General features: G+C 39.7%; 29 protein-coding genes. 8 read left to right on the forward strand and 21 right to left on the reverse strand.

Annotation, left to right across the window (positions count from 1 at the left end):
* Positions 1 to 8 precede the first annotated feature (8 nt).
* The 15 genes from ACTJKA_RS12460 to fadH form a co-directional block, all read right to left on the reverse strand.
* On the reverse strand, positions 9 to 251 hold the full coding sequence (locus ACTJKA_RS12460; protein WP_003211408.1) for a YkuS family protein: 243 nt from the start codon (positions 249 to 251) through the stop codon (positions 9 to 11).
* A 50-nt stretch (positions 252 to 301) separates the two neighbouring features.
* On the reverse strand, positions 302 to 1,480 hold the full coding sequence (locus ACTJKA_RS12465; protein ID WP_350385124.1) for an N-acetyldiaminopimelate deacetylase: 1,179 nt from the start codon (positions 1,478 to 1,480) through the stop codon (positions 302 to 304).
* Positions 1,481 to 1,514: 34 nt separating this feature from the next.
* On the reverse strand, positions 1,515 to 2,225 hold the full coding sequence (gene dapD, locus ACTJKA_RS12470) for a 2,3,4,5-tetrahydropyridine-2,6-dicarboxylate N-acetyltransferase (RefSeq protein WP_008347987.1): 711 nt from the start codon (positions 2,223 to 2,225) through the stop codon (positions 1,515 to 1,517).
* Positions 2,226 to 2,334: 109 nt separating this feature from the next.
* On the reverse strand, positions 2,335 to 2,793 hold the full coding sequence (locus tag ACTJKA_RS12475; protein WP_008347989.1) for a flavodoxin: 459 nt from the start codon (positions 2,791 to 2,793) through the stop codon (positions 2,335 to 2,337).
* 16 nt (positions 2,794 to 2,809) lie between these two features.
* Positions 2,810 to 3,703 carry a WD40/YVTN/BNR-like repeat-containing protein gene (locus tag ACTJKA_RS12480; RefSeq protein ID WP_440607787.1) on the reverse strand — a complete coding sequence of 298 codons (894 nt, stop codon included), beginning with the start codon at positions 3,701 to 3,703 and terminating at the stop codon, positions 2,810 to 2,812.
* Entirely contained in the window at positions 3,693 to 4,169 is a 477-nt protein-coding gene (locus ACTJKA_RS12485) for a flavodoxin (RefSeq protein WP_008347992.1), read from the reverse strand. Before ACTJKA_RS12485 ends, ACTJKA_RS12480 begins: the two co-directional genes overlap by 11 nt.
* 190 nt (positions 4,170 to 4,359) lie before the next feature.
* Positions 4,360 to 4,767 (reverse strand): DUF4275 family protein, encoded by a 408-nt coding sequence (locus ACTJKA_RS12490; protein ID WP_017367152.1) that lies wholly within the window; start codon positions 4,765 to 4,767, stop codon positions 4,360 to 4,362.
* 103 nt (positions 4,768 to 4,870) lie between these two features.
* Complete coding sequence (locus ACTJKA_RS12495; RefSeq protein WP_007498669.1) at positions 4,871 to 5,752, reverse strand: LysR family transcriptional regulator; 882 nt, start codon at positions 5,750 to 5,752, stop codon at positions 4,871 to 4,873.
* Positions 5,753 to 5,848: 96 nt separating this feature from the next.
* Entirely contained in the window at positions 5,849 to 6,292 is a 444-nt protein-coding gene (gene cbpB / locus ACTJKA_RS12500; protein ID WP_007498671.1) for a cyclic-di-AMP-binding protein CbpB, read from the reverse strand.
* A 146-nt stretch (positions 6,293 to 6,438) separates the two neighbouring features.
* A complete protein-coding gene (gene abbA / locus ACTJKA_RS12505) occupies positions 6,439 to 6,630 on the reverse strand; it encodes an antirepressor AbbA (protein ID WP_008347999.1) in 192 nt (63 codons plus the stop codon).
* Positions 6,631 to 6,779: 149 nt separating this feature from the next.
* The gene (locus ACTJKA_RS12510; protein WP_008348001.1) at positions 6,780 to 7,295 is read right to left on the reverse strand and encodes a ribonuclease H-like YkuK family protein; all 516 of its coding nucleotides are present in this window, start codon (positions 7,293 to 7,295) and stop codon (positions 6,780 to 6,782) included.
* Positions 7,296 to 7,434: 139 nt separating this feature from the next.
* A complete protein-coding gene (locus ACTJKA_RS12515; protein WP_003212254.1) occupies positions 7,435 to 7,677 on the reverse strand; it encodes a YkuJ family protein in 243 nt (80 codons plus the stop codon).
* 184 nt (positions 7,678 to 7,861) lie between these two features.
* On the reverse strand, positions 7,862 to 8,758 hold the full coding sequence (locus ACTJKA_RS12520; RefSeq protein WP_019743902.1) for a manganese catalase family protein: 897 nt from the start codon (positions 8,756 to 8,758) through the stop codon (positions 7,862 to 7,864).
* 261 nt (positions 8,759 to 9,019) lie between these two features.
* Positions 9,020 to 10,240: an EAL domain-containing protein gene (locus ACTJKA_RS12525; RefSeq protein ID WP_265154676.1), complete on the reverse strand. Its 1,221-nt coding sequence runs from the start codon at positions 10,238 to 10,240 to the stop codon at positions 9,020 to 9,022.
* 64 nt (positions 10,241 to 10,304) lie between these two features.
* Positions 10,305 to 11,069, reverse strand: coding sequence for a 2,4-dienoyl-CoA reductase (gene fadH, locus ACTJKA_RS12530; protein ID WP_061418951.1), 765 nt, complete (start codon positions 11,067 to 11,069; stop codon positions 10,305 to 10,307).
* Between the two features lie 139 nt (positions 11,070 to 11,208).
* On the opposite strand from fadH, the gene ACTJKA_RS12535 reads away from it, so the two are divergent.
* From ACTJKA_RS12535 to ACTJKA_RS12545, 3 genes are all read left to right on the forward strand, one after another.
* A complete protein-coding gene (locus ACTJKA_RS12535; RefSeq protein ID WP_440607788.1) occupies positions 11,209 to 12,066 on the forward strand; it encodes a metallophosphoesterase in 858 nt (285 codons plus the stop codon).
* Between the two features lie 156 nt (positions 12,067 to 12,222).
* A complete protein-coding gene (locus ACTJKA_RS12540) occupies positions 12,223 to 12,720 on the forward strand; it encodes a L,D-transpeptidase family protein (protein ID WP_035700576.1) in 498 nt (165 codons plus the stop codon).
* A gap of 73 nt (positions 12,721 to 12,793) precedes the next feature.
* Positions 12,794 to 14,071, forward strand: coding sequence for an MFS transporter (locus tag ACTJKA_RS12545; protein ID WP_008348012.1), 1,278 nt, complete (start codon positions 12,794 to 12,796; stop codon positions 14,069 to 14,071).
* Positions 14,072 to 14,296: 225 nt separating this feature from the next.
* Here ACTJKA_RS12545 and ACTJKA_RS12550 read toward each other — a convergent pair whose 3' ends face one another.
* Positions 14,297 to 14,473 (reverse strand): hypothetical protein, encoded by a 177-nt coding sequence (locus ACTJKA_RS12550; RefSeq protein ID WP_268373176.1) that lies wholly within the window; start codon positions 14,471 to 14,473, stop codon positions 14,297 to 14,299.
* Positions 14,474 to 14,640: 167 nt separating this feature from the next.
* On the opposite strand from ACTJKA_RS12550, the gene ACTJKA_RS12555 reads away from it, so the two are divergent.
* Complete coding sequence (locus ACTJKA_RS12555; protein ID WP_048001613.1) at positions 14,641 to 14,856, forward strand: hypothetical protein; 216 nt, start codon at positions 14,641 to 14,643, stop codon at positions 14,854 to 14,856.
* A gap of 169 nt (positions 14,857 to 15,025) precedes the next feature.
* On the opposite strand, the gene ACTJKA_RS12560 is transcribed toward ACTJKA_RS12555, so the two are convergent.
* Entirely contained in the window at positions 15,026 to 15,958 is a 933-nt protein-coding gene (locus ACTJKA_RS12560; protein WP_008348018.1) for a DMT family transporter, read from the reverse strand.
* A gap of 113 nt (positions 15,959 to 16,071) precedes the next feature.
* On the opposite strand from ACTJKA_RS12560, the gene ACTJKA_RS12565 reads away from it, so the two are divergent.
* Positions 16,072 to 16,968, forward strand: a complete 897-nt coding sequence (locus tag ACTJKA_RS12565) for a helix-turn-helix domain-containing protein (RefSeq protein ID WP_035392220.1) — start codon at positions 16,072 to 16,074, stop codon at positions 16,966 to 16,968.
* A 219-nt stretch (positions 16,969 to 17,187) separates the two neighbouring features.
* Positions 17,188 to 17,649 (forward strand): YkyB family protein, encoded by a 462-nt coding sequence (locus tag ACTJKA_RS12570; protein ID WP_007498684.1) that lies wholly within the window; start codon positions 17,188 to 17,190, stop codon positions 17,647 to 17,649.
* Between the two features lie 237 nt (positions 17,650 to 17,886).
* On the opposite strand, the gene ACTJKA_RS12575 is transcribed toward ACTJKA_RS12570, so the two are convergent.
* The 3 genes from ACTJKA_RS12575 to ACTJKA_RS12585 all read right to left on the reverse strand — a co-directional run bounded on the left by ACTJKA_RS12575 (position 17,887) and on the right by ACTJKA_RS12585 (position 20,844).
* Positions 17,887 to 18,795, reverse strand: a complete 909-nt coding sequence (locus ACTJKA_RS12575; protein ID WP_008348035.1) for a chemotaxis protein — start codon at positions 18,793 to 18,795, stop codon at positions 17,887 to 17,889.
* Positions 18,796 to 18,868: 73 nt separating this feature from the next.
* On the reverse strand, positions 18,869 to 20,179 hold the full coding sequence (locus ACTJKA_RS12580) for an MFS transporter (protein WP_026050080.1): 1,311 nt from the start codon (positions 20,177 to 20,179) through the stop codon (positions 18,869 to 18,871).
* A gap of 125 nt (positions 20,180 to 20,304) precedes the next feature.
* A complete protein-coding gene (locus ACTJKA_RS12585; protein ID WP_007498690.1) occupies positions 20,305 to 20,844 on the reverse strand; it encodes an RDD family protein in 540 nt (179 codons plus the stop codon).
* Between the two features lie 300 nt (positions 20,845 to 21,144).
* Here ACTJKA_RS12585 and ACTJKA_RS12590 point away from each other — a divergent pair, with 300 nt between their 5' ends.
* Entirely contained in the window at positions 21,145 to 21,297 is a 153-nt protein-coding gene (locus tag ACTJKA_RS12590; RefSeq protein WP_017367142.1) for a hypothetical protein, read from the forward strand.
* Between the two features lie 65 nt (positions 21,298 to 21,362).
* Here ACTJKA_RS12590 and ACTJKA_RS12595 read toward each other — a convergent pair whose 3' ends face one another.
* Entirely contained in the window at positions 21,363 to 22,247 is an 885-nt protein-coding gene (locus ACTJKA_RS12595; protein ID WP_039169114.1) for a cation diffusion facilitator family transporter, read from the reverse strand.
* A 294-nt stretch (positions 22,248 to 22,541) separates the two neighbouring features.
* Here ACTJKA_RS12595 and ACTJKA_RS12600 point away from each other — a divergent pair, with 294 nt between their 5' ends.
* Positions 22,542 to 23,714 (forward strand): aminotransferase A, encoded by a 1,173-nt coding sequence (locus tag ACTJKA_RS12600; protein WP_336749731.1) that lies wholly within the window; start codon positions 22,542 to 22,544, stop codon positions 23,712 to 23,714.
* Positions 23,715 to 23,734: the final 20 nt, after the last annotated feature.

Consider the following 23,734-nt stretch of genomic DNA (forward strand, 5'->3'; position numbering starts at 1 on the left):
TGTTTGTTTTATTGAACACGCTGTTCTACTTCTTGACAAATTTCATCAGCCGTCATACCTGACGCTGTAATGACAGATGCCTTTGTCGTTGTGTCTGAAATGCCAAGAACATTTGAATCTAACCCTGTAACCACATAGCAGTCACACTGATCCATTTGCTGTTCATTTTGAATACGTACGACATCATACCCTTTTTGCTTCAAAAGCTCTTCTACATCGGATAAAGATGGTTCTACACCAATTCTTGTCATAATCAAGAACACCTCCTGTTCATAAGGTGTACAGGAGACCATTTGATTATTCATTTACCTGCTTGCTTTTTAAAATAAGCCGTCATGACGTTCACAGCTGTTTCAATCGCATTTTCGTCAGGAGTCAGCTTGGCATGGTGCAGACCATATTCTGAATCTACCCCTAGCCAAAACATGAATCCAGGATATTTTTTCAGCATGTAGCCGAAATCTTCTCCTGTCATCGCTTCTCTGCATTCAATGACATTCGCAAGACCTTCTTCGGCTACATATGACATAAATTCCTCTGTCAAATCCTTTGAATTGTCCACTTCGTAATAAGATGAAGGGTATCGAACTGTCGCCTTGCATTCGTAGCCAATTTCAATTCCCTTTGCCAGTGCTTCAATTCGTTTTCTCACCTTTTCCATAGACTCTGGCGAGAGCGTGCGAATGGTTCCATCAAGCTTTGCGTGCTGCGCAATGATATTTTGAGCAGTGCCACCTGTAATCGTGCCAACTGTAATAACGGCACTATCAAGAGGGTCCACATTTCGTGAAATCACCGATTGCAGCTGCCCTACTAGTGCACTTGCAGCCACCACCATATCATTTGCTAAATGAGGGTATGCGGCATGCCCGCCTTTTCCTTCAAGATCGATCACAAGCTCACTCGTATTAGCAAATAATAGGCCCGGCTTTGTTGCAATCGTGCCGACTGGATATTCAGGTGCAATATGCAGCGCTGTAATAAAGTCTGGCGTCCACTTTTTTAGAACATCACTTGTAAGCATTGGTTCAGCTCCGCCTGGCCCTTCTTCTGCCGGTTGGAAAATAAATAGCAGATCTTCTTTGATTGGCTGATGCACGAAATGATCAATGATACCAAGAGCAATGGTCATATGAAGATCATGTCCACATGCATGCATGTGGCCTTCATGTACCGATTGAAATGGATAGCCCGTTTCTTCAGGGATAGATAATCCGTCCATATCTGCACGATACGCAAAGACGCGCGTAGGATTTGTCCCTTTTACTTTCACAAAAAGTCCAGTCCGCCATGTTTCCATCTCGATTCGATCTGTTGGGTACGATTCGAGATGCTTGATGAGGTAAGCTTGTGTTTTAAATTCCTTAAAACCAAGCTCAGGAATTTGGTGCAAATCTCTTCGAATGGATATTAATTGCTCACGATTTAACAAGTGAACTCGCTTCCTTTCCTCTATACGAATAAGACGTGGATATATCATCCACGTCTATGTCTTCAGCTGCGAATTGTGTCAATTAAAGCTGACGCAGTTCTTGTTTGATTTCAGTTTTACCTTTTGTTTTTTCATCAATGTCTTTGATTTTCTTTGCAGGTGTACCTGCTACAACCGTGTAAGGCTCGACATCGTTCACAACGATCGCTCCAGCTGCTACAACTGCACCTTTTCCAATTGTCACACCTTCTAAAACAACAGCGTTTGCACCAATGACAACATCATCTTCTACTACAACTGGCTTAGCAGAAGGCGGCTCAATGACACCTGCAAGAACAGATCCCGCACCGATATGACAGTTCTTACCTACTGTCGCACGGCCGCCAAGAACAACGTTCATATCAATCATCGTACCTTCACCGATGACTGAACCGATATTAATAGAAGCACCCATCATGATGACTGCATTATCGCCAATTTCCACTTGATCACGAATGATTGCACCTGGCTCAATACGTGCTTTGATGTTTTTCAAATCCAACATAGGAATCGCAGAGTTACGACGGTCATTTTCCACGACAACATCTTCAATTTTGTCTTTGTTTGATGCTAGAGCTTCTTGAATTTCGCTCCACTCACCGAAGACAACACCAGTGTTACCTGTGATAAATGTTTTTGCATGTTCACCAAATTCAATACCTTCTAAGTCCCCTTTAATGTAGACTTTAACAGGTGTTGATTTTGTACTATTTTGAATAAATGAAATAATTTCATTAGCGTCCATTTGTTTCATGTATGTATGTCCTCCTCTTAATTTATACTTCATTACTGTACCAAAGGAGAGTTTTAATGACAAGTGAAAGAATTGTCTGCGCCTTGGCAAATAAAACAAGCGGGCCTCTTTATCCCGCTTCTTGCTGGTGAAGATGAACAAATTGTCTCCCAAAAGAAATCAATTCCTCTTCCTCGTTTCCTTCTGGATTCAGCTCTATTTTGATGGATGGTAGGACGATATCACCGCCCAGCTCCTTCACTTTTTCTTCAATTAAATCCACAGCTCCGCAAAAATGTTCATAAGATGTATCTCCAGAACCGAATACAGCAAATGCTTTACCCGTCAAATCAAGCTCTTCCATTTCCTCATATAGATCAATAAAATCATCTGGAAGATCACCATCTCCCCAAGTATATGCACCTAACAGAATGTGCGAGTAATCATGAAGGAGTTCAGCATCAATATCCATCGCTTCATGCCGGTCCACGCTAGCCCCAGCTTCCTTTAATCCTTTTTCGATTAAATCAGCCATTGCTTCTGTATTTCCTGACATTGTGGCATACACCAATAAAACTTTTTTCGTCACTTTTTCTTCCTCCTTATTAATGAATCAGTGCAGGTTCCTCATAAGGCCTGACAAACTTACTTTCATATAAACCCGCACAGAAAAAATTCTCCTTTTGATTGGCGACACGAAAACCATGCCCTTTGATCGTATCAAACCATTTGAGCTTTTTTTGCTTTATATCAAGCTGATACACTTTAGAAAATCCATGCTCATCCTGTGAAGTGGTCACGTACACAATGCCGTTATCCTCTGACACATCCAAAAATGATTCCTCTCGCGCAAAAGCTTGTGATTGAATATCATGCAGCATATTTGTATGTAAGTCTAAAATTTGAACAGATCCTCTTTTCCCTTTTTTAGAGCCCATCGCACAGACAAGGAGGTGTTCCCCGCAAAGCAACATAGAAGCAGTCATTCGGTGCTCTTCTCTGTTTAGGAGAAAAATCTGTTCACTTTGCAAGTCATACACCCATATTCCTCCATGCACCTCATGAATCTGTGTTCCAATATAAAGATAATCACCGGCTACACATAATGAGCGAATCACAGGGGGCTGATTTACATGAGCAAATGGCTTCATAATTTCCCAGGAAATTCCGAAATCGGTTGACACATAAATACTATGCTTTCCATGTGCGCATACAAACCCATCTTTGCGTCCTGTAATAGACCAAACAACTGCATTTGTCGGAAAAGATGATAGCGCCCACGTATGGCCCTCATCTCCTGATCGTATGACAGTTCCATTTTCACCAACACCGAACAAATACGGACCAATATAACTGATAGCATGGATTTTATGCTTGAGCTTAAAAAGCTGCTGCCATCCGCCCTCCACACTGTAATGAAAAATACCTTCTCGTTTGACAGCAACAAAGTAGCCGCCACTTTTAGACGCAGCAACAGCTGTCGCACCTTTATGAAACATGATTTTCAACTCTTTTCTCAGACAATGATGCCCACGTTAAAAAGCTCGTTGCAAACTCCTCACAGCACGCCACATCTTCATCTGTATCTGGCGCAAGTTCCATTTTCAATGTTTCAGGAAATACGGATGCACCTGTCGATTTCAGCATGTCATGAAAGGTATGAACAGCCTCGCAAAACTTCGGATAACTGTAATCGCCTGATCCAAATACCGCCGCTTTGATGTGACTAAGTTCAAGAGCTGAGACCTCTTCATAAAAATCTTCAGCTTCATAAGGGAGATCACCGTCACCCCATGTGTAAGAGCCGATCATGACATAATCGTATGAAGAAAGATCTTCTGCGCTTGTGTCGTCAAATTCCATCATCTCTGTCTCAATCCCTTTTCCTTCAAGCGTTTGTTTTAAGATCGCTGCCATGTCTTCCGTATTGCCAGACATACTCGCAAATGCAATTAGTGCTTTCATCTATTGGTCACCTCATCTAAATGATAATCATTTTCAATTATTATATGTACACTTTAAATGATAATGATTTTCATTGTCAAATGTTTTATGAAAAGGTGCTGTTCAAAATACACATGACGTACATCAAAAAACCGCTCATTCCAATTGGAAGGCGGCTCTAATTGATCGTGACCCTATGTCACTCGTTTTTTTATTTCTGAATAAAATATGGACCGCAATCGGTTTCGTGCGTCATCACAAATGTCCAATTTTCTTCCCAATCCATGACATACAGATCGCTATAGTCCATGTGTCCGTCTGTATATGGCAATTCCTTCACTGACAGGTCAGCGGCGTTTTCAAACAGATACGCTTCTTGAGTAAATTGATAAAAAAGAGTACATGTATGCTTTGATTGCTGATGAAAGGCGTTGATCGCTGCCTCTTTTTCAAGGCATTCAACTTTTCCCCAGCTACATAAGTGCCATAGGAAGCCATCCATCCCAATCTCTTTTTGTTCTTCTAAAGAAAGATGACTTGCAAAACGTCCACGCCATCTCTCGCGTAAATAAGTTCCCCACTTCGGTATATCCGTCTTCTTTTTTCGTTGATTTCTCATCATTTCTTCCAGCTTTCTGTTTTTTCAGTATGAAACAGGTAAATCTATTAGAAACCTAATCAAACTACTTATCCTAAAAAAGCACCTCCTCTTCCAGAAGTACTTACACTGCCTCACTTTCAAGCATTTCTTTCACCACACCAACAAATGCTTGAACTTGTTTTAACTGAAAAGAGGCTTCATATCCTAACAGCCACGTGTCACGTCCGATTTGCTCTCCATTTGCGTCTACGAGCGGGGTTTTGTGTACGCTTTTCTCATGATCATATAGGGTGACCGAAGGCAAAATGGCGTAGCCGATACCGTGATAGGCCATTTGTTTACATGTCTCAATCTGGTCCACAAGAATCGTCTGTTTTGGCGACACTTTAAACTTTTGATGCCACCAGTGCTGAATTTCTTGATAATAGGTGCTATCACTTTTAAATTGAATAAACGGGCGTTCTGTCTCAATTAACTCATCCACGTCCTTGATGACAGAATCGACTAAATATAAATGATCGGTCATTAAGTATTCCTTTGTGCCCTTCCAATCAGGATTCCCGCGAATGATGCCGATGTGGACATGGTCTTCATACAGACTTTTAAGCATCTCACTGCTCCAGCCTGTCACAAGAGATACTTTGGCATTTGGGTATTTCTCGACATACCGCTTCAACACCTTTGGCAGCCAGTGCTGACCAATAATGGACGCAACTGCAAGCTTGAGTGTACCGTGAATGTCTCCTTCAAGCTCGTCAATTCTCTCTCGCACTCGATCCTGCTCAGTCGTGACCTCTTTGGCGAATTGAATAATCTGTTCGCCAGCTGAAGTGACTGTCAAGCCTTTTTGTGAACGAAAAAAGATTTTGGTTCCCCACTCTTTTTCAATCGTTTGCAGCCTTTGAGATAAGGCAGGCTGAGAGACAAAGAGCCGCTCTGAAGCCTTTCTCATATTCAATTCCTCACTAAGTACAACAAGCATATGTAACTCTTGAAGCTGCATGGGCGCCCTCCTTCTCTCGATAAGTTTTTCTTATTTTATATAGTCATTATATAAATAATAGCTTATGAAGGCAAAAAAAATAAGCTGGGCTGCAGCTCATTTTTTTGCGGAATGAATGACTTCATTTAAGCGCTTTAATACAACACGCCGAGTGAAAATCCCTTCGAATACTTGCTCTTCATTTTCCACACAAACAAATCCATTATTCGTCACAGCGTGAACGCCTTTTAAAACAGGATCCGTCGTTTTCAGTCTTGGAATATCTGATAGCATGACCTCTTCTACCTTCAATTGGTCGAGCTTTTCAAATTCAATTCGTTCTAAGCCAAAGATTTTATCCATGATCATATTTGTTCCAATTAACCCATGAAGGTGATAAGAAGCATCCAGAACAGGTATGGCTGTATATCCTGTTTTTGTCAGGACCAATAGGGCGTGCTCAAGATTATTTCCAATTTGAACGTGTGCCACTTTATCTGCATCAATCATATGCTCAGCTACTGTTGACTCAAGTAATTGAGCCGGTTCTATCTCTATCATGTTTCTTCGACCCCTTTTCTCTCAATCATCAATCATACATTCCCCTTTAACATTAAGCATAAACTAAAACGAATTTTGTCGAAAGATTTTTTTCTGCATAAAAAAGATACTCAGCGTAGAGTATCTAATAGAATGTTCAATCGATATTAATTCTCAAACCTTACTCTGTCATACAATGTGATCAATTTCTTATACGTATTGTCGTCGACATTTTTTGTTCCACATTCTATATCATTGATCTCACTGCTTAGTAATTCGACAGCATATTCCTGATTCAGTAATACGTTTAATAATAGCTTTTTCTCTTCTTCATTAAAACGATTTTCGATGACGCTCATTCAACATCAGGCCCCCTGTTTCATATATGCTTTTATATTGATTAGCAGGCGTTTGAATGTCTGCTTCCTCTCTATACAGCTAGAATAAGGAACTAGAATCGAATCGTCAACCGCACGTTTCGACAACGTTTGGAGAAAAATGACGGAATTTATTTTGTGTATCGATTGGCGTAGCAAAATGCTGCGTATGAGTCGGGTTTTATTTTTGCTTCAATTCCCATGGCTGTGATCATTCCGGTCATTTCCTGGATCAGCTCTTTTGTACTTCCTTTTTTGCCAATATCTAGATGGACTTCAAAACGAAGGTCTGCCCCTTCCTCAGCAAACGGAAGAAGCAAATCCATCAGTTCTGTTAAAGGTCCCTCAAGGATGTCTGCACATACCTTTTGGCTAAACGCTGTCTCTAATGAAATTTTTTCTCTAAGACTTTGTACAGGCCGATTCAACACTTGCTGCGTGAGACAGCCCCAAGCTCCTTTGCCGATCCGGTGAAGATGAATTGCAGTCATAAATGTTGTGACATTCTGATTGACCTGAGAGTCCGTACCAATTGATAGTACATAAACAGATCTCGGGTCTTTTTGAATAAAGTCTTTCATTCTCATGACAACATCAGAAAACGCTAAATGCTCTTCAGAAAGATTAAAGAAAAAAGAATCACTCACAGAAAGGAACTCCTTTTCAATGGTCTCTTATCCGAATATTGCACTGAATGATCATCTTCCATTTGCTTATCACCTATGAAGTGTATGCTTCCGCAATCAACGAAGGAATTCTTAGAAAAAACATTTCATACGATTCAGCTTAGGATTGTAGAAGCTCAAAAATCTCAATCGAAATCATATCAATGTTGTCAAATGGGAAAGTGTTTGGCTTATCCCCTTGTTGAAAAACAGTCAATTCAAACGTTTGATTCTTTTCGAAATACTTAACACTACAGATTTTCTCACCGTTCACTTCGAAATAACGCTGTGCCGGCTCGTTTGCAGCTTCTGCTGTCTCTTGAAGACTTTGCAGCCTTGTAATGATACCCATTAATTGTGACATTCTAAAAAAAGACTCCTTTCAAAAAAACAACTCAAGATGAACCCGTATTGATTATACACAAGTCCTACAAAGCATCATACCATAAAGTGTTCTCAGATGATATTTTTCCTCTTGAATTCAAAAAAAGAAAAAGAATCTGTTTTTTTATTTTGAGTCTTTTTTCTTATCTCATGCATCTTGTTTTTTATAAACCGGCCGATCTCATCAGGCGTTTCGCAATTTCGTCAAAATCTTCTTTTGAAATACCTGGAGCAAACTCTTCCGGCAAATCTCTATAATCTGGCACGGGTGCACCTTTTGGTGTGCCCTCAATAACTGTCAGCGGCTTTCCATCAATCGGATGGTTTCCTTTCCAAATTTGATTGATATCCTTATAATCCGTGTCACTAAATGTATACAGTTTTGTATGAATATTCTGATCTTCAAACTTTCTTGCAGAGTCAAAGTATTTATTGTCGAGATTTGGAATCGGCAGCATCTTGCCAACATCTACTCCTGTCGCTACCTCAAGGGCTTTTGCATACGCCACAACATGTACGCCGCCTCTGACAAGTAAATAACCGATCATTTCTCTTGCCGTAGGGTGATCCGTCATTTCATATACGCGCATTTTATGCGTACGAGCTCCGCACTCTAGGAAGAAGTTATGAAGAAGATCCAGAATCAGATTACCACTTGAGAACACATTCTCACCTGTCCACGGCTTTGCCATGGAGTCAAACGGATAGCCTGTTTGTGCCGTTTGGATAAAATGCTGCGTATTTCGTTTATCAACAGCCGCTTTCATCGGGGTCGTATCTGGATCGCCCCCATGGGTGGTTCCCGTAATCATGAGATTGACTGCAGTTGTCACAAGCTCTACATGACCGAATTCTTCAGCTGTAATACTTGATACAAGATCATAAAATGGTTTGAGCTTTCGTTTCCCTCTAAAGTTAAACGATTGAAACATGTAGTTATTTAATGTGGACATTTCACCAAATTTTCCGCCGAGTAATTCTTGCACAGCCGCTGCACCATTTGCATCTGGGTGATCTGGCATTGGTAAATCAATCAGCAGCCGCTTGTCACGTTTGATCATGACTTTTCCCTCCTACTGTCTAACTATCATCATTTAAGGTGTATGGATGAATTGGGATGTCCTATGCATGAAGGGAATGATTGGCGCACAAAAAAAACTTGGCGGGGGTAGCGCCAAGTTTTTTGGATCTTGATCTGATAGAGGGGTTGGGGAACAGAGAGTAGCTTCTCTCTATAACTAAATGATAATGATTATCAGTTTCATTGTCAACCATTTTTTCTATCTTTTTTCTAATAAAAAAAACAGCCATGACGGCTGCTTTTAAATTAATCCTTCCTGCTCATATAGATAAGCATACGGAAGATCTACAAACAAATACACGTCTCCCTCTAGCGGATAAGAAAACGTACGTATTCGTTCTCCAGTTTCTAAATCACTGTAGATATCGCTGAAAAATCCTTTTCCGCTAATTCTCATTTGAAGAATATTTGCTAGAAAATAAGGGCGCCAGCTCCAGTTTTTCTCTATATACTCTGGCTGAAACAGCCATTCTTTCTCTTTCTTAAATACGTTTCCAGTGATTTGAAACCCTTCTTCATTACACATATAAATGCGAAAGCTGCAATCGGTTAGTTCAAGTGCCAGTTTTTGTATAAGTTCATCATTTGTGCTGCATGATTTTTTTAACGTACTGACGGCTTGATGAATTCGCTTATAAAAGGTTTCAGAATGTTCATAGACAGCTTGGAGTTTCTTTTTCTCATGGGCAATGAATTGTTGAAATTCTTCTTTAAGCTGCTCTTTTCGTTTGTTACGGTCAATTAATTGTGCCACAGGCTCGTGAAGGTAGAAGCCTTGAAAATATCTTCCGCCATTTCTCCATGCATATTGCAGCTGAAAATTCGCTTCAATGTCTTCATAGATTAATGCCGCTCCTATTTTTCTTGCAAGAAGTGAAATGCTGTATAACACATATTCATAGGAAGGAGATGGAGACGAAGCCCTTAAAGCCTGAAGATCTATTTTTAATAGATCAGGTGAAAGCAGAGCAATCCGGTCAAGATTGCTGCTTTCTTTTCCTATATTAGATACGGCGATTTTGATCCCATATGTACGATAATACGTTAACGTATGGTAAAGCTGTTCAATGTCGCCGCTAAACGTATGTTCAGTAATTTCAATGACAAACCGGTTAAGCTGAATACCCCTTGCTTCATATTCTTTTAAAAGTTCTAAAAAACTTTCGCCATGATCAAGCATGAGGACATTCGCATCATGATTAATAAAGATGAGCAAATCTTCATCTGCGGTTGTGAAGAGATCAAGCGCTTGACTTAATACTTTGTGATCTACTTCCAATTTATATTCGTCAGGAATAGATGAATCCGTAAAGAAGGAGCCTAGACTAACTGTTCCCGACTCAAGCTTCATTCTTCCAAGAATCTCATAGCCTATCACTTTTTGTTCCTCCGCACTGAAGATCGCTTGATAGTGCGGGAAAACATCTTCAATATTCGTTAAAATATCCAATGGATCGACCATTTTCATCACCTGCTTCTCTCTTTGTGTGATTATACCATATCAAAAGCAGGTCTTACACGGTCATTCAAAATGGTGATTGGTTGAGCCATTGCCCCCCATCCATCGTGATACAATCTCCATTAATATAAGATGCATGCTCAGATAATAAGAAACTCGCAAGTTCTGCAATTTCTTCTGGTGTGCCAAGTCTACCGAGCGGAACACTATCTAATGTTCTTTGGGCAGCCTCTTCTGATTCCCACAGTTTATCTGCACCACCTGTTCTTTCAATTGGCCCCGGCGCAATGGCATTTACGCGAATCCGATATTGCTTTCCCCATTCGACTGCAAGCGTTCGGGTAAGCGACAGTACGCCTGCTTTTGCGGCTGCTGAATGCGCTACACCAACACCAGCCCCCCATGCATATGTGGCGACCATGTTGATCATACTTCCGCTTTTCTTTTGACGAATCCAATAGTTGCCCACTGCATGGCTGCAAAAAAAGGTGCCATTTAGCACAATATCTATGACCGCTTTCCAGCCGTTAGGAGACAGTTTTTCTGCTGGAACTAAAAAGTTGCCTGCCGCGTTATTAATAAGTGCATCCACATCACCAAATGTATCTACCGCAAACTTCACCATTTGATCAGCATCTTCTGGATGTCGCACGTCCATTGGAAAATAAGCGATCGAACCACCTTGCTGTTTGATTTCATTTGCCGTTGTTTCAAGGGTCTCTTCTGTTCTTCCAGTAATCACAACATTCCAGCCCCCGAGTGCCAAATGAGTCGCCATCGCCTTTCCCATTCCGCTTGATCCTCCTGTGACAATCACTGTTTGCTTCGTCATTTGTTCTCCCCCTTTGTGTGTTTTGAATGACTATTCATTCATTATCCATCTATCATATCATGATTTCCCCTCCATACACCATATGGGAGATTCATCAAAAATCATGCTATACTTAATTTTATTTTTAAAGGAGTCTTATATGAAGCAACTTTCCCGTAGGCAGTTTTTAAAAGGAGTAGCTGGTGCGAGTATTCTCGGACTTTTAGCGACCACATCCGGTTATGGCTATGCTCGGTACATTGAGCCGCGCATGATCGACACCGTATCACTCACCATTCATGATGCTCAGCTACCGGCTTCTTTTCACCAGTTTAAAATTGCGCAATTTAGTGATGTTCATTTAAGTGATACATTTTCGGCAAAAGATTTAGAGACTGTTGTCCAAAAGATCAACGCCGCATCTCCCGATCTCATTGTGTTTACAGGTGATCTTGTTGATTTTGAATCATCGATTAAAGAACATGAAAAAGCCAAAGCCTCTTTGTCTAAGCTTGATGCTCCGTTTGGAAAGTTTGCCATATGCGGAAATCATGACTACGGGCCATTTGGCATTGATCTATATGAGGAAACGATGAAAGCCTGCGGTTTTACATTATGTAAAAATGAAGTGTTTCACTTAGAAAAAGAAGGCGGACGGATACAGATTGCTACACTAGATGATCTCATGATGAGTATGCCTGATTACCATTTCATCAAACGAGAAGTCTCTTCTGATCTCTTTACGTTATTGCTTGTGCATGAGCCTGATGCCGCACTAGAACTTGAAACAACACCTATTAACTTGCAGCTTTCTGGGCATACGCATGGTGGTCAAATACAGCTTCCTTTCTATGGACCGATTCTCACAGCACCTTTTGGGCGTACATATGTCGAAGGCTTATACGGTAGCTATCAGCACCGTATCTATGTCAACCGCGGGCTTGGGACAACTAGACTGCCGCTTCGGTTTTTAGCCAAACCTGAAATCACTTTTTTCACCTTAACATCTCACGTGTAAAGAGAAGCCAAATCACCTTTTCCTGCATATGTATAAACAAAGATCCTTCTCATAACAAATGTTAGGAGAAACCTTACTGGGCCTGATCCCGTCCATATAGTATATGTGAGGCGGGGATCATGGCTTCTTTTATTTGAGTAAAAGGAGTGTGCTTTCGTGCTGCGATACACGGTAAAAAGTGGAGAAACACTTGCTTCTATAGCACTTGATTTTCGAACAACGACAGATGATTTAAAGACTGCAAATCCGTCACTTCAAGCCCGCGAGCCAGAACAAAATGAAGTCATCATCATCCCTGGGTTACCGGATCCTAACACGATCCCTTACCGCATATCTGTGTCAATTTCAGCGAAACGTCTCGTGCTGTTTTCTGGATCACAGCTCTTGCGCTCATACCCGATTGCAACCGGCAGAATATTAAACATGACACCGACAGGTTCTTATTATATTGTCAACAGACAGCCAAACCCAGGAGGTCCCTTTGGCGCCTATTGGCTGAGCCTTTCAAAAGTTCATTACGGCATCCATGGAACGAATAACCCGTCTTCAATTGGTAAAGCTGTGTCTAGAGGGTGCATTCGCATGTACAATCAGAATGTCATCGAACTTGCTTCAATTGTTCCAAATGGAACACCTGTGACCATTAGCCAGTAGGAGAAATTAATTGTACGAATGATTAAAATTTTATATGATAGAAAGTGGGATCTTCAGGTTAAGGAGCGTATTTATGGATATTTTTAAAAACAGAAATTTTGTTCGTCTCTTTTTTGCAGCACTTGCCTCGCAAATGGGGACAACAGTAGGCAATATGGCGTTTGCCTTTTATTTGCTCGATCATTTTAGTCATCAGCCCGCTTACGCCACTTTAGCAGAGCTAATGTATTCACTGCCTACGATCTTTGTTTTTTTTATGGTCGGTGTGGTCGCAGACCGTTTTGATCGTAAAAAAGTCGCAGAGAATTGTGATTGGATACGAGCTGGGCTGACGATCGTTTTATTTATCGTCATTTATTTTAATTCACTGCCGCTTATTTTCTTGATCTTGTTTATACGAAGTGCCATTACGAAGTTCTTCTATCCAGCTGAAGCCTCTCTCGTTCAGGCCATTTTAAATAAAGATCAATATGCAAAAGCTGCAGGTTTAAATCAGATGCTGTTTAGTTTGTTTATGGTATTTGGTGTTGGAATTGGTGCCATTATGTATAAAACGATTGGACTTCACGGTGCCATTACCATTGATTTGGTCAGTTTTATTATTTCCGGTATTCTTATTCGATCATGCAATATTCCAATTGAAGCACGACAGCCTAATGGACAAGCAGGCTGGAAAGGCATGACCGTTAAAACATCTCTAAAAGATTTTAAAGAAGGCATTCTCTATATTTTAAAAAATAAATTATTGGCTTCTTTAATTTTTGGCTTTTTTGTTTTTGGTCTTGTGAATGGCGCATTTGCCGTTCTTCCGATGTTTACAATGAAATACGGTCTTTCACCGGACCATTTTGAACTGCATACATCCTTTTTTACGATCGCAATCGGTGCCGGACTTCTAGTTGGAAGCTTACTTGGCTCTATTCTTGCAAAAAAGGTAAAGATGCAATATCTCATGTCGATTCCAATTCTAGTTGCAGGTATTTTAATTTTTGTCCTTGGTTCTACCCATACATTATGGTTATTTTATGTCACATCATTTGTCATTGGTACATGTATTGGTCCAGTCAACATTGTCATTGGAGGCTGGCTCCCAAGAATTGTTCACCCTCGTCTGATGGGACGCGTATCAGGGTGGGTTGATCCGCTCACCATGTTTGCACAATCAATGACGCTAGGTTTAATTGCCGTGTTATTTCCAAAGCTCATCACCAATGTTTCTTACATTTATTACGGAATGGGTATTATTATTTTACTCGTCTTCCTTTTTTACTTCATTACACTGCCAAAGTTCAGCAGAGAAGCTGCTGACTTAGATGTACAGCGTGAATTAAAAGGTCAGGGAGTACAATAGATGAAGCAAAAAGGGCTAAAATAATGTTTATTTTAGCCCTTTTTCTTCTTTTTAGCGTGATAGAAAACCTTTGCAGTCTAGGAAGGACGAGTACTGGCGCAGAGCGAATTTCACATTCGTGAGCACCAGCACACAGGACTGACAAAGAATGCGAGGGTTTGTCTACACACTGAGGACTTTCTTCTATAGAAAGTCCTTTTTTCATGGCAGTAACATAAACGACGATTATTTTTTCTGCTCATCGAAATGATTTGAAGCAAAATGAACGATTCTATCGACTGTATAAATGCTAATAAATAAGATGAGAAAAAGAAGAAGAGGATGAATCGGCCGATCATCTATCACGTACACAATGCCTCCAACGACAAAAGCGACCAATAAAGGCGTTAAAATATCTTTCAATCTAAACCGTCCTTTCTGTCCTCATTGACTTTGATCTTCATATTTTATAATATATTTTCCTTTTTATAAAATAAAAGGAATGTGCATAAAATTGCAACAATTTTAATAAAAAACCTTTACATTATTGGAAGTTTTATAGTAGGATAGTCAGGTTGGAGGTGAGGGGTATGCTAAAAAGCTATTATTTTATTCATTCAAAAAATGATCAAGGACAATATGTTGTACATACAGAAGACTGCGCATTTTTAGGTGATGCAGCAAGCCGTACATTGATTGGTCTGCACATGAACAGTGAAAGCGCCATGGATGAAGCCAAAAAAATGACGAGTGAAACTGATTTTAACGGCTGTTTTTACTGTGCTTATTCTAGCCATACAAAATAGTCCATGTTTTTAAGCCATATGTTCGACTTTGATTGTCTTGCATATGGTAGATTTTATCCGGCAATCCCGTTCTCATATAAGTCATTAACTACCCATTTATTTTAAAATAGGTAGTTATCTATGTTTAATAGTTCACTTTATATACATTTCACACATACAATTTACCTTATCATCTATCCAATGAACCCAATTTCTTCTTTTCCCCTCTTATTTTAGGCTGGTATAATGCCATGAATAATATCATGTATACAATACACGCTGTCCCTATCCACTGGAAAAGACCAAATGGCTCTTTTAACCAGAAAACAGTGGTTATCACTGCTGCAAGGGGTTCGACACTTCCAATTAAGCTTGAGTCCTTCGGAGATAAATACTTCAAACTTTCGATGTAAAACCAAAAAGCGACCATCGTTCCAAATACAATGACAAATAATAAATAGATATACGCTTCAAAAGGTAATTGAGACAGATTCACCTTCCATGGAGGATGGACCAAGCTAAGGGCAGCTCCCCCTATAAGCATCGCCCAGCCAACAACAACAAGTGAATCGAATTGTTTTAACAGGTTGATTGGATATAACGTATAAAAGGACAATGCCACGGCTGATAGTATTCCCCAAAATACCGCGACAGCTGGAACAGTTAATGTGGAAACGGAACCATTCGTCAATAAGAGAAACATGCCAACCAAAGCCAATGCGACCGTCAACATATCTCTTTTTGTAAAAGTGGATTGCCGGCGAAATACTAGATACACGATAATCATGACAGGTGCTGTATACTGTAGCAATGTAGCTACCGCAGCATTCCCATGATGAATGGACACCATATAAGTATATTGAACAGCTAACATGCCCATTAGTCCAAATATCAGCACTTGAATGGCCGTACTCTTCATTTTCAACACGCCAATCAATTGCGTGCGTTCTTTCGTCATGTAATGAACAAATAAAAGCAACCCGCCTGAAATGAGCAGCCTGACAGTGACCAGCCAATGGACGTCAATTCCATATTGCTGAAACAATTTTTGTGAAACGGTTCCTCCTACTCCCCAACAGATAGCTCCTATCAGTACAAGAAAGATTCCCTTTCTCCTCTTCATTTTTATTCTCCTCAATTCTAAAAAAATCATGATAATATAGTTGATAGTAGTTCAATTTTTTACATATTGATATATCAATTGAACATAAAAATAAAAGAATATTGAGGAGAACCATGCACAATCATCATTTTCTTATTGACAACAATCTGAAAGAATTAACGGAGCATTCAACCACCACATGGCCTATTGCTCTATATCATACAAAGATTCGTGATCATATGAGCGGATATATCCCTCTTCATTGGCACGACGAATTTCAATTCGTCTTTATTTTAGAGGGAGAGGCTGAGTTTCACATTAACGAGAAGATATTGAACATTCAGCAAGGAGATGGTGTATTCATCAACAGTGGCTGCTTACACATGGCAAAGGATGCAAATGGGACGACATGTACTTATATTTGTTTAAACGTTTCACCTCACTTCATCACAGCCAATGAGTTATTCACCACGTTCGTTCATCCATATATGCATGCGAGTCAAACACCTTTTATTTTATTCAACCGAAAAGACGGATGGCCAAACCGAATCTATCAATGTATACAAATCATTCAACGATTAATCGAACAAACTCCGGCATATTATGAACTCGAACTTAATATACAGCTCATCACGATTTGGAAATGCCTTTTACAAAATCGTTTTCAACTGACATATGATGCTCGTAAGCACGATAGAAATGAACGTATGAAACATATGCTGAATTGGATTCATGAACATTATCATGAAAAGGTTCTTCTTCAAGATATCGCTCGTGAAGGACAATTAAGCCGCTCTGAATGCTGTAGATATTTCAATGATATTTTAAAGAAATCTCCTATACATTATGTGAATGAATATCGAATTCAACAAAGCCTCATTTTGCTTCAAAAGACGGACTTAAACATAACAGAAATCGCCTACCAAGTTGGCTTCAGCAGCACTAGCTATTTTATTAGTATTTTTAAAAGAGTAAAAAATACAACACCTTTATCATATAGAAAATCAAAGGCATCGTTTACATCCAACTGAAACGCCTAGTTGGAAAGGATACCGGATAAATGATGGTGCTCTTGCTAAGAAGGATTCATTCATTGTTCTTCTTCACGTTTCAGAATCATCATGAATGGCTATTGTAAATAAGAGTGATGAAAATCTAATGGTTTTTACAATAAGTCTATTTGCAATTTACTAATAAAAACGTATAATTTATACTAAGCACAGGAAGACGAAAGACAAAGGAGAGAAAAAATGGACGATTATGCTCATACTAAAGACATAGAACCTACAGCAGAAAACATCGCAAAAGCCATTTATACTGTTAACCGCCATGCTAAAACCGCACCAAATCCCAAGTTTCTTTATCTTTTGAAAAAACGTGCGCTGCAAAAACTATTGCAAGAAGGTAAAGGAAGAAAAGTGGGCCTACATTTCTCTAACAATCCCAGATATAGTCAACAACAGTCCGACGTGCTGATTGAAATTGGAGATTATTATTTTCATCTGCCACCAACTAAAGAAGACTTCGAATTTTTGCCACACTTAGGAAATTTAAATCAATCATATCGCAATCCAAAAGCGAATATGTCATTAAATCGAGCGAAACAAATACTTCAAACGTATGTCGGTTTAAAAGAAAAACCTGCCGCCACAAAACAAAAATCACATTATACAAAACCCGTCTTCAAACGGCTCGGAGAAAGTTATTTTTAAACAGAAAAACCACTCAAAGCGAGTGGTTTTTCAGATTATGGACAAGGGGCTAAAATGTTGTTTATTTTAGCTCTTTGTCTTCTTTTCAGCGTGAAAGAAAACCTTTGCAGCCCTAGGAAGGACAAGTACTGGCGCGAAGCGAATTTGGCATTCGTGAGCACCAGAGCGCAGGACTGACAAAGAATGCGAGGGTTTGTCTACACGCTGAAAAACCACTCAAAGCGAGTGGTTTTTTCTTTAGATAATAAAATGATCTACTTTTTCAATCAACTGATGAATTTCTGGTTTACTAATTTGATCATCTGCACCGATGGTTTCCCCTTTATGACGCAGATCGTCCGTAATTAATGAAGAGAAAATGAGAATTGGAATGGACTGTGTTAAAGGATTGTCCTTCAGCAGCTTTGTTAATCGATGTCCATCCATTTTTGGCATTTCTATATCTGTAATAATCATATCAATTTCTTCTGTCACACTAATGCCTTTACTGACAAGATCCATGACATGGTCATATGCTTGTTTTCCATCTTCAAAGGTCACAATGTTTTTATAGCCTGCCTCGGTTAATTCATTTGTTAATAAGCGCATAAGAAGCGGAGAATCTTCAACAACATACAGCTTCTTCCCTGTTCTTCTCTCGTCTTTCTCACCGTCAAACATATGATATGTGTCTACACCAGATGCGGATTCAATATCATAGATGATTTTTTCGTAATCTGGAAGGAAAATCATTTTCTCGTCAAGCTTGATGATCCCTGTTAAATGACGGTCCATTCCTTGATTGAGTGCAGTTGGTTTTTCAATCTCTTCCCAGCTGACGCGGTGAATTTGTGATACCGTTCCTGTATGGAACACAAATTTCCGTTGGTTGAATTCAGTCACAATGTATTTCTCTTGTTCTGACTGATCTGACTCGACATTAAAAAAGGAAAATAGATTGATGACTGGTAAAATCTCGCCTCGTAAACTAATCATCCCTTCTACATCTTGGTGAGAGTGCGGTACAACTGTCACCTCAACTGGCTGAATAATTTCTCTTACTTTCATGACGTTAATGCCGAATTGATTTGAACCAATTTCAAACTTCACAATTTCCAATTCATTAGTACCAGAGTCAAGTAAAATTTCTTGTTTGTTTAAAGCCACGGAAATCCCTCTATTCTTCAATATAAGATTGTACTTTTTATATCGGCAGCATGGGTAAAAAGTTGACGTTTCTTTACGCTTTCTCTCGCACGAATTGATGAATCACAAGTCCTATGGCTGCAAGGATGAGCAAAGACCCTAATGCAAGACGGCTTGCGAGATTCCCATGTGCTGCAAATAGAAGTGTGACGGAGCCATAAATGATGGGACCGACGATTGAAGACACCTTTCCCGAAAACGCAAAGAGACCAAAAAATTGTCCTCGTTTTTCTTTAGGCGTCAGCTCAATAATGAGGATTCGTGATGATCCCCAGCTTGCGCCAAGTGAAATGCCGAATAAACTGCCTGCTACCCAGAAGACCCATTCCGTTGTCGCTGTCACAGCTAGAATGAGCGCCACAATTAAAATGACATACACGACTGTAATCGAGCGCTTTGCCCCGATGGCCTTTGTGACATATCCGAATAGAAACGAGCCAATGATACTTGAAATCGTGGACACAAGATACAGCAAAATAAATTGACCTGCCGTAAAACCAATGATAATTTTTGCATAAACAGCCATCATCGCAATCGCTGTCTGCAACGCATCATTCATAAAAAAGAAAGCGATCATAAAAATAAAGGCCGGTTTGTACTGCTTCATCTCTTTAAATGTACGAATAATCTCTTTATACCCGCTGAAAAAAGACGACTTTTTCTCTTGCTGCGGGAGAGGTTGAGGATCTTTTATAATAAAGAGAAAGGGCAGAAAAAAGAGAAAGAATAAAAGGGCTGTCGGAATGAATGCTTCATGAAACTGGTCATTTCCTACAAGTAAATAAACAGAAAGGCCGACAAGTGTACCTAAATAGCCGACAGCAATACCGAATCCAGAAATGAGGGGGATTTCATCCTTTGTCCCAAGATCGGGCAAAATGGTGTCATAAAAAACAAGACTAGAGTGATAGAAAAATTTGGCGATGACAAACAAGGTAACCACCACCAATAAGGAGACAGGAAGACCAAACCATTCGCTTGAGAAATCAATCCCAGCAAAGATCCCCATCATAAAGGTACAGGCAATACAAATCAGGGTAAACACCGTGATATACCGCTTCTTTTTCCCTGTACGATCAATCAGCACACCATATAAAGGCGTAAAAATGACGAGGAAAAAGCTTGCAAGTGCGTTCGCATAAGAAATAAATGTACTAGCGATTTGATCCATCCTCGCACTGTCGCCTATCGTCTCCTGCAAGTAAAATGGGAAGAAAATGGTGATCATATTCGATGAAAATATCGTATTTGCAAAATCATACAATGCCCAGGCCAAAACAGGTGCGGTGAAAAAGAGCCCGAAGCTTACCCCTTTTTTCTGAACGGTCATTTTCCCTCTTTTCAATAGATTGACTCCCTTCTCTGCTTTTATTTTCACTATCATTCTACTTTATGTGACGTTTCCCTCTTCCATACAAGCAATCTATACAAAAAGCACCCCTTACTATTTAGCAGAGGTGCTTCTCTTCATTATTTCTTTACGACAATGGTACTTGCAATCAAGTCGTGAAGTGCTTGTTTTTTTTCTGTGAAAAACGCAATGATGTAGCCAATGAATAAGATTGGAGACAAAAAGCCTTTTGCAAAAAAGCGGCCTGTCGCGCGCCCGAATGTTATTTTTCCACCCGTTACTTTTGTCACTTTGATGCCAAGAGCCATCTTGCCAAGAGTTCCTTGCAACTTTGATGATTCCATGATCGCATAATAAAGCCAAGTCACCGCGATACCGATTAAGGTCGTTACGCCATAGAAAAAGAGAAGGCCCACAATGACTGCCCATTCTTCATCCGTGATCACCGTTGAAGAATAGTAATAGCTATCATCATACATTAAAAATGCCGCCTCAGGGCTTGAGACAAAAAAGAGTGTTGCGAGAATAAATACAATGATTGAAAATGGTACACTAATAATGACACCGTCTAAAAGATGAGCAAGAAAACGATAACCTACTCCAGCTAGTTCAGGATGTTTTTCTTCTTGAATAGGTGCTTCTGACATGTTTGTTTCCATCCTATTTCTCCTTTATTATGTATGTTTTCTATAAATTTCTTATAATCATTCGTTATTATATCTTATGAATATCGCAAGATCAATGGAGCTTTACATTTTTACATGAATTTTAGATCATTTTTCAATGATGATTTATGTGAATAAATACTGAAAATTCACGAAAATTATGGCACATCTAGTTCTTTCAACGCCTGATTTTTTAACATTTTGTGATATTTTCCTCTCATTTCGATTCTTCTGTTGACAATCACGTTTCACATGGTACAATAGTCAAGGATTTTTTAAAGAAAGGTGTTCATGATGGGAACTGTCGTACTATTAAAGAACAACGAAATGACTGTGATTGAAGATATTTGCGAAGCTGATTTTTTAGATATGAAACATGGTTTATCTAATGAAGATGCTGCTTATATCTCTTGGTATGAAGATTACGATACTGCTTATGGATATTGATTTCATTTCATAGATGAAGCGTAAAAAAAGGCGATACAACCTTCAAAGAGGTGGTATCGCCTTTTTTACGTTTGTGTGCTTCTTTCACTTTCAGGTTCTACATGAATAAAGATTTGTGCATGCGGAAACGCTTGCTGAATGTTCTCTTCAATTCGATCACATAATTGGTGAACATCTTCAATGGTTGTTTTTCCATGAACAATCAAATGAAAATCAATATATTCTTCAGCACCGGATCGTCTTGTTCGAAAGTCATGATATTCAATGAATTCTTGACTAAATGTTTGAATGATGCCCTCTATCGCTTGTTCTTCTTCCGGGGTTAACCGGGCGTCGACAAGCGGCGGGAACGCTTCCTTCATGAGTTTAAACGCTTCACGCATAATATAGAGCGCTAGCACCATTCCAATAATCGGATCGAGGAAATACCAGTCCGTTAATGCAACAAGCAATAAACTAATGGCGACCCCTAGTGACGTAAACACATCTGTTAAAAGATGCAGCGCATTCGATTTCATGGCAACAGAATGTACTCGCTCTGCCTCTTTGTTCACAACTCTCGACACAACAAAATTGATAAGTGCGCCGATCAGCATGACCACAATACCAAGTACCGGCAGTTTAACAGGCTCTGGATGCATTAATTTATGAACACATTCATAAATGATCCAAATCCCAGCAACAAAAATCAACAAAGTTTCAATCGTTCCAGAAATATTCTCAACTTTCCCATGTCCATAAGGATGTTTTGAATCTGCCGGCTTTCTTGAAATACGAACAGAGATAAATGCAATAAAAGAGGCCATTAAATCGAGAAAAGAGTGAATGGCTTCTGATAAAACCGCAACAGATCCAGTTAGCACCCCTACAATGATTTTAAGGACCACAACAAACGTATTACTCATGACGGATAAAAAGGCTATTTTCGATGTCTTTGCTGATTGATCCATCTATTATCGTCCTCCTTCAGGAGATCGTATGCCTGTGAAAGCAATTCCCATGACTCGATTCTCTCGTTCTTTCAGTTTATACCGTTTTGCCTTATTCTAATCATCATAAGCAGAGCTGTATTTTCCGAGCAGGTTACGCTATAATAAATGTTGCTCTTTCTTCATCTATCACTCATGCTGTGATGGATAGGAGAATAGACTACATATAACGATATCCGAAGCCTTTCCGCAGGTGACATTTATGCAGTGAATGGTAAAATAGGATAAAAACATAAATTTTTAAGGTGATGAGAAATGGAGCATTTGCTGAATCCAAGAGTAAAGGATATTGAAATTTCAGGCATTCGAACATTTTCAAATCTCATATCTTCATATGAGGATGTCGTTTCATTGACCATAGGTCAGCCCGATTTTTATACGCCGCATCATGTCAAAACAGCTGCCAAAACAGCCATTGACGAGAATTTCACCTCGTATACTCATAACGCTGGATTTTTAGAGCTAAGACAAGCGATCCAGCAATACATCAAAAAGAAAGTCCATCTTGATTATGATGCAGAGACAGAAATCATTGTGACAACAGGTGCGAGTCAAGCAATTGATGCTGCGTTTCGAACCATTTTGACTGAAGGCGATGAGGTCATCCTGCCAGGCCCTGTGTACCCTGGCTATGAACCGATCATTCGGATGTGCGGTGCGGTGCCCGTGCATATCGACACAACAAATGCCGGTTTTAAATTAAATGCCAAGCTGATTGAAGATGCATTAACGGAAAAGACAAAGTGTGTTGTCCTTCCATACCCTTCAAATCCAACTGGGGTCACGCTATTAGAAGAAGAATTGAAAGAAATTGCACAGCTTCTTGAAGGAAAGGATATTTTTATTCTATCTGATGAAATTTATAGTGAGCTGACATTTGATCGTCCACATCATTCCATTGCTTCTTTCTTAAAGGAACAGACGATTGTCATCAATGGACTGTCAAAGTCTCATAGCATGACCGGATGGAGAATCGGCTTTTTATTTGCTTCCGCTCCTATTGCTAAACATGTATTAAAAGTACATCAATATAACGTGTCTTGTGCCTCGGCTATCTCACAAAAGGCGGCACTTGAAGCAGTGACAAATGGTGTGGATGATGCACTGATCATGAGAGAGCAATATAAGAAAAGACTCGACTATGTATATGATCGACTCATTTCTATGGGGCTTCCGGTCATTAAGCCTTCCGGCGCTTTTTATATTTTCCCTTCCATTGAATCGTTTGGGATGAGTTCATTTGATTTTTGCATGGAGTTGTTAGAAAGTACAAGACTTGCGGTCGTACCTGGTTCTGCTTTCTCTTCACTCGGAGAAGGATATGTGCGCCTTTCCTATGCATATTCACTTGAAACGTTAAAAGAAGGACTTGACCGTCTCGAACAATTTGTACTTGAAAAGCGTTCCATACAATCAATAGACGGATGAAACAACGGCTCTCTTGCCGT

It is taken from the genome of Bacillus sp. 22190 (assembly GCF_052045575.1).
GTDB classification, from domain to species: domain Bacteria; phylum Bacillota; class Bacilli; order Bacillales; family Bacillaceae; genus Bacillus; species Bacillus altitudinis.

Excerpts from the sequence above, each read along its gene's own strand:
- ACTJKA_RS12460 (WP_003211408.1), bottom strand. The coding sequence starts at position 251 with ATGACAAGAATTGGTGTAGAACCATCTTTATCCGATGTAGAAGAGCTT.
- ACTJKA_RS12465 (WP_350385124.1), bottom strand. The coding sequence starts at position 1,480 with ATGATATATCCACGTCTTATTCGTATAGAGGAAAGGAAGCGAGTTCAC.
- dapD (WP_008347987.1), bottom strand. The coding sequence starts at position 2,225 with ATGAAACAAATGGACGCTAATGAAATTATTTCATTTATTCAAAATAGT.
- ACTJKA_RS12480 (WP_440607787.1), bottom strand. The coding sequence starts at position 3,703 with ATGTTTCATAAAGGTGCGACAGCTGTTGCTGCGTCTAAAAGTGGCGGC.
- ACTJKA_RS12485 (WP_008347992.1), bottom strand. The coding sequence starts at position 4,169 with ATGAAAGCACTAATTGCATTTGCGAGTATGTCTGGCAATACGGAAGAC.
- ACTJKA_RS12490 (WP_017367152.1), bottom strand. The coding sequence starts at position 4,767 with ATGAGAAATCAACGAAAAAAGAAGACGGATATACCGAAGTGGGGAACT.
- ACTJKA_RS12495 (WP_007498669.1), bottom strand. The coding sequence starts at position 5,752 with ATGCAGCTTCAAGAGTTACATATGCTTGTTGTACTTAGTGAGGAATTG.
- cbpB (WP_007498671.1), bottom strand. The coding sequence starts at position 6,292 with ATGATAGAGATAGAACCGGCTCAATTACTTGAGTCAACAGTAGCTGAG.
- abbA (WP_008347999.1), bottom strand. The coding sequence starts at position 6,630 with ATGAGCGTCATCGAAAATCGTTTTAATGAAGAAGAGAAAAAGCTATTA.
- ACTJKA_RS12515 (WP_003212254.1), bottom strand. The coding sequence starts at position 7,677 with ATGTCACAATTAATGGGTATCATTACAAGGCTGCAAAGTCTTCAAGAG.
- ACTJKA_RS12520 (WP_019743902.1), bottom strand. The coding sequence starts at position 8,758 with ATGATCAAACGTGACAAGCGGCTGCTGATTGATTTACCAATGCCAGAT.
- ACTJKA_RS12525 (WP_265154676.1), bottom strand. The coding sequence starts at position 10,240 with ATGGTCGATCCATTGGATATTTTAACGAATATTGAAGATGTTTTCCCG.
- fadH (WP_061418951.1), bottom strand. The coding sequence starts at position 11,069 with ATGACGAAGCAAACAGTGATTGTCACAGGAGGATCAAGCGGAATGGGA.
- ACTJKA_RS12535 (WP_440607788.1), top strand. The coding sequence starts at position 11,209 with ATGAAGCAACTTTCCCGTAGGCAGTTTTTAAAAGGAGTAGCTGGTGCG.
- ACTJKA_RS12545 (WP_008348012.1), top strand. The coding sequence starts at position 12,794 with ATGGATATTTTTAAAAACAGAAATTTTGTTCGTCTCTTTTTTGCAGCA.
- ACTJKA_RS12555 (WP_048001613.1), top strand. The coding sequence starts at position 14,641 with ATGCTAAAAAGCTATTATTTTATTCATTCAAAAAATGATCAAGGACAA.
- ACTJKA_RS12560 (WP_008348018.1), bottom strand. The coding sequence starts at position 15,958 with ATGAAGAGGAGAAAGGGAATCTTTCTTGTACTGATAGGAGCTATCTGT.
- ACTJKA_RS12565 (WP_035392220.1), top strand. The coding sequence starts at position 16,072 with ATGCACAATCATCATTTTCTTATTGACAACAATCTGAAAGAATTAACG.
- ACTJKA_RS12570 (WP_007498684.1), top strand. The coding sequence starts at position 17,188 with ATGGACGATTATGCTCATACTAAAGACATAGAACCTACAGCAGAAAAC.
- ACTJKA_RS12585 (WP_007498690.1), bottom strand. The coding sequence starts at position 20,844 with ATGGAAACAAACATGTCAGAAGCACCTATTCAAGAAGAAAAACATCCT.
- ACTJKA_RS12590 (WP_017367142.1), top strand. The coding sequence starts at position 21,145 with ATGGGAACTGTCGTACTATTAAAGAACAACGAAATGACTGTGATTGAA.
- ACTJKA_RS12595 (WP_039169114.1), bottom strand. The coding sequence starts at position 22,247 with ATGGATCAATCAGCAAAGACATCGAAAATAGCCTTTTTATCCGTCATG.
- ACTJKA_RS12600 (WP_336749731.1), top strand. The coding sequence starts at position 22,542 with ATGGAGCATTTGCTGAATCCAAGAGTAAAGGATATTGAAATTTCAGGC.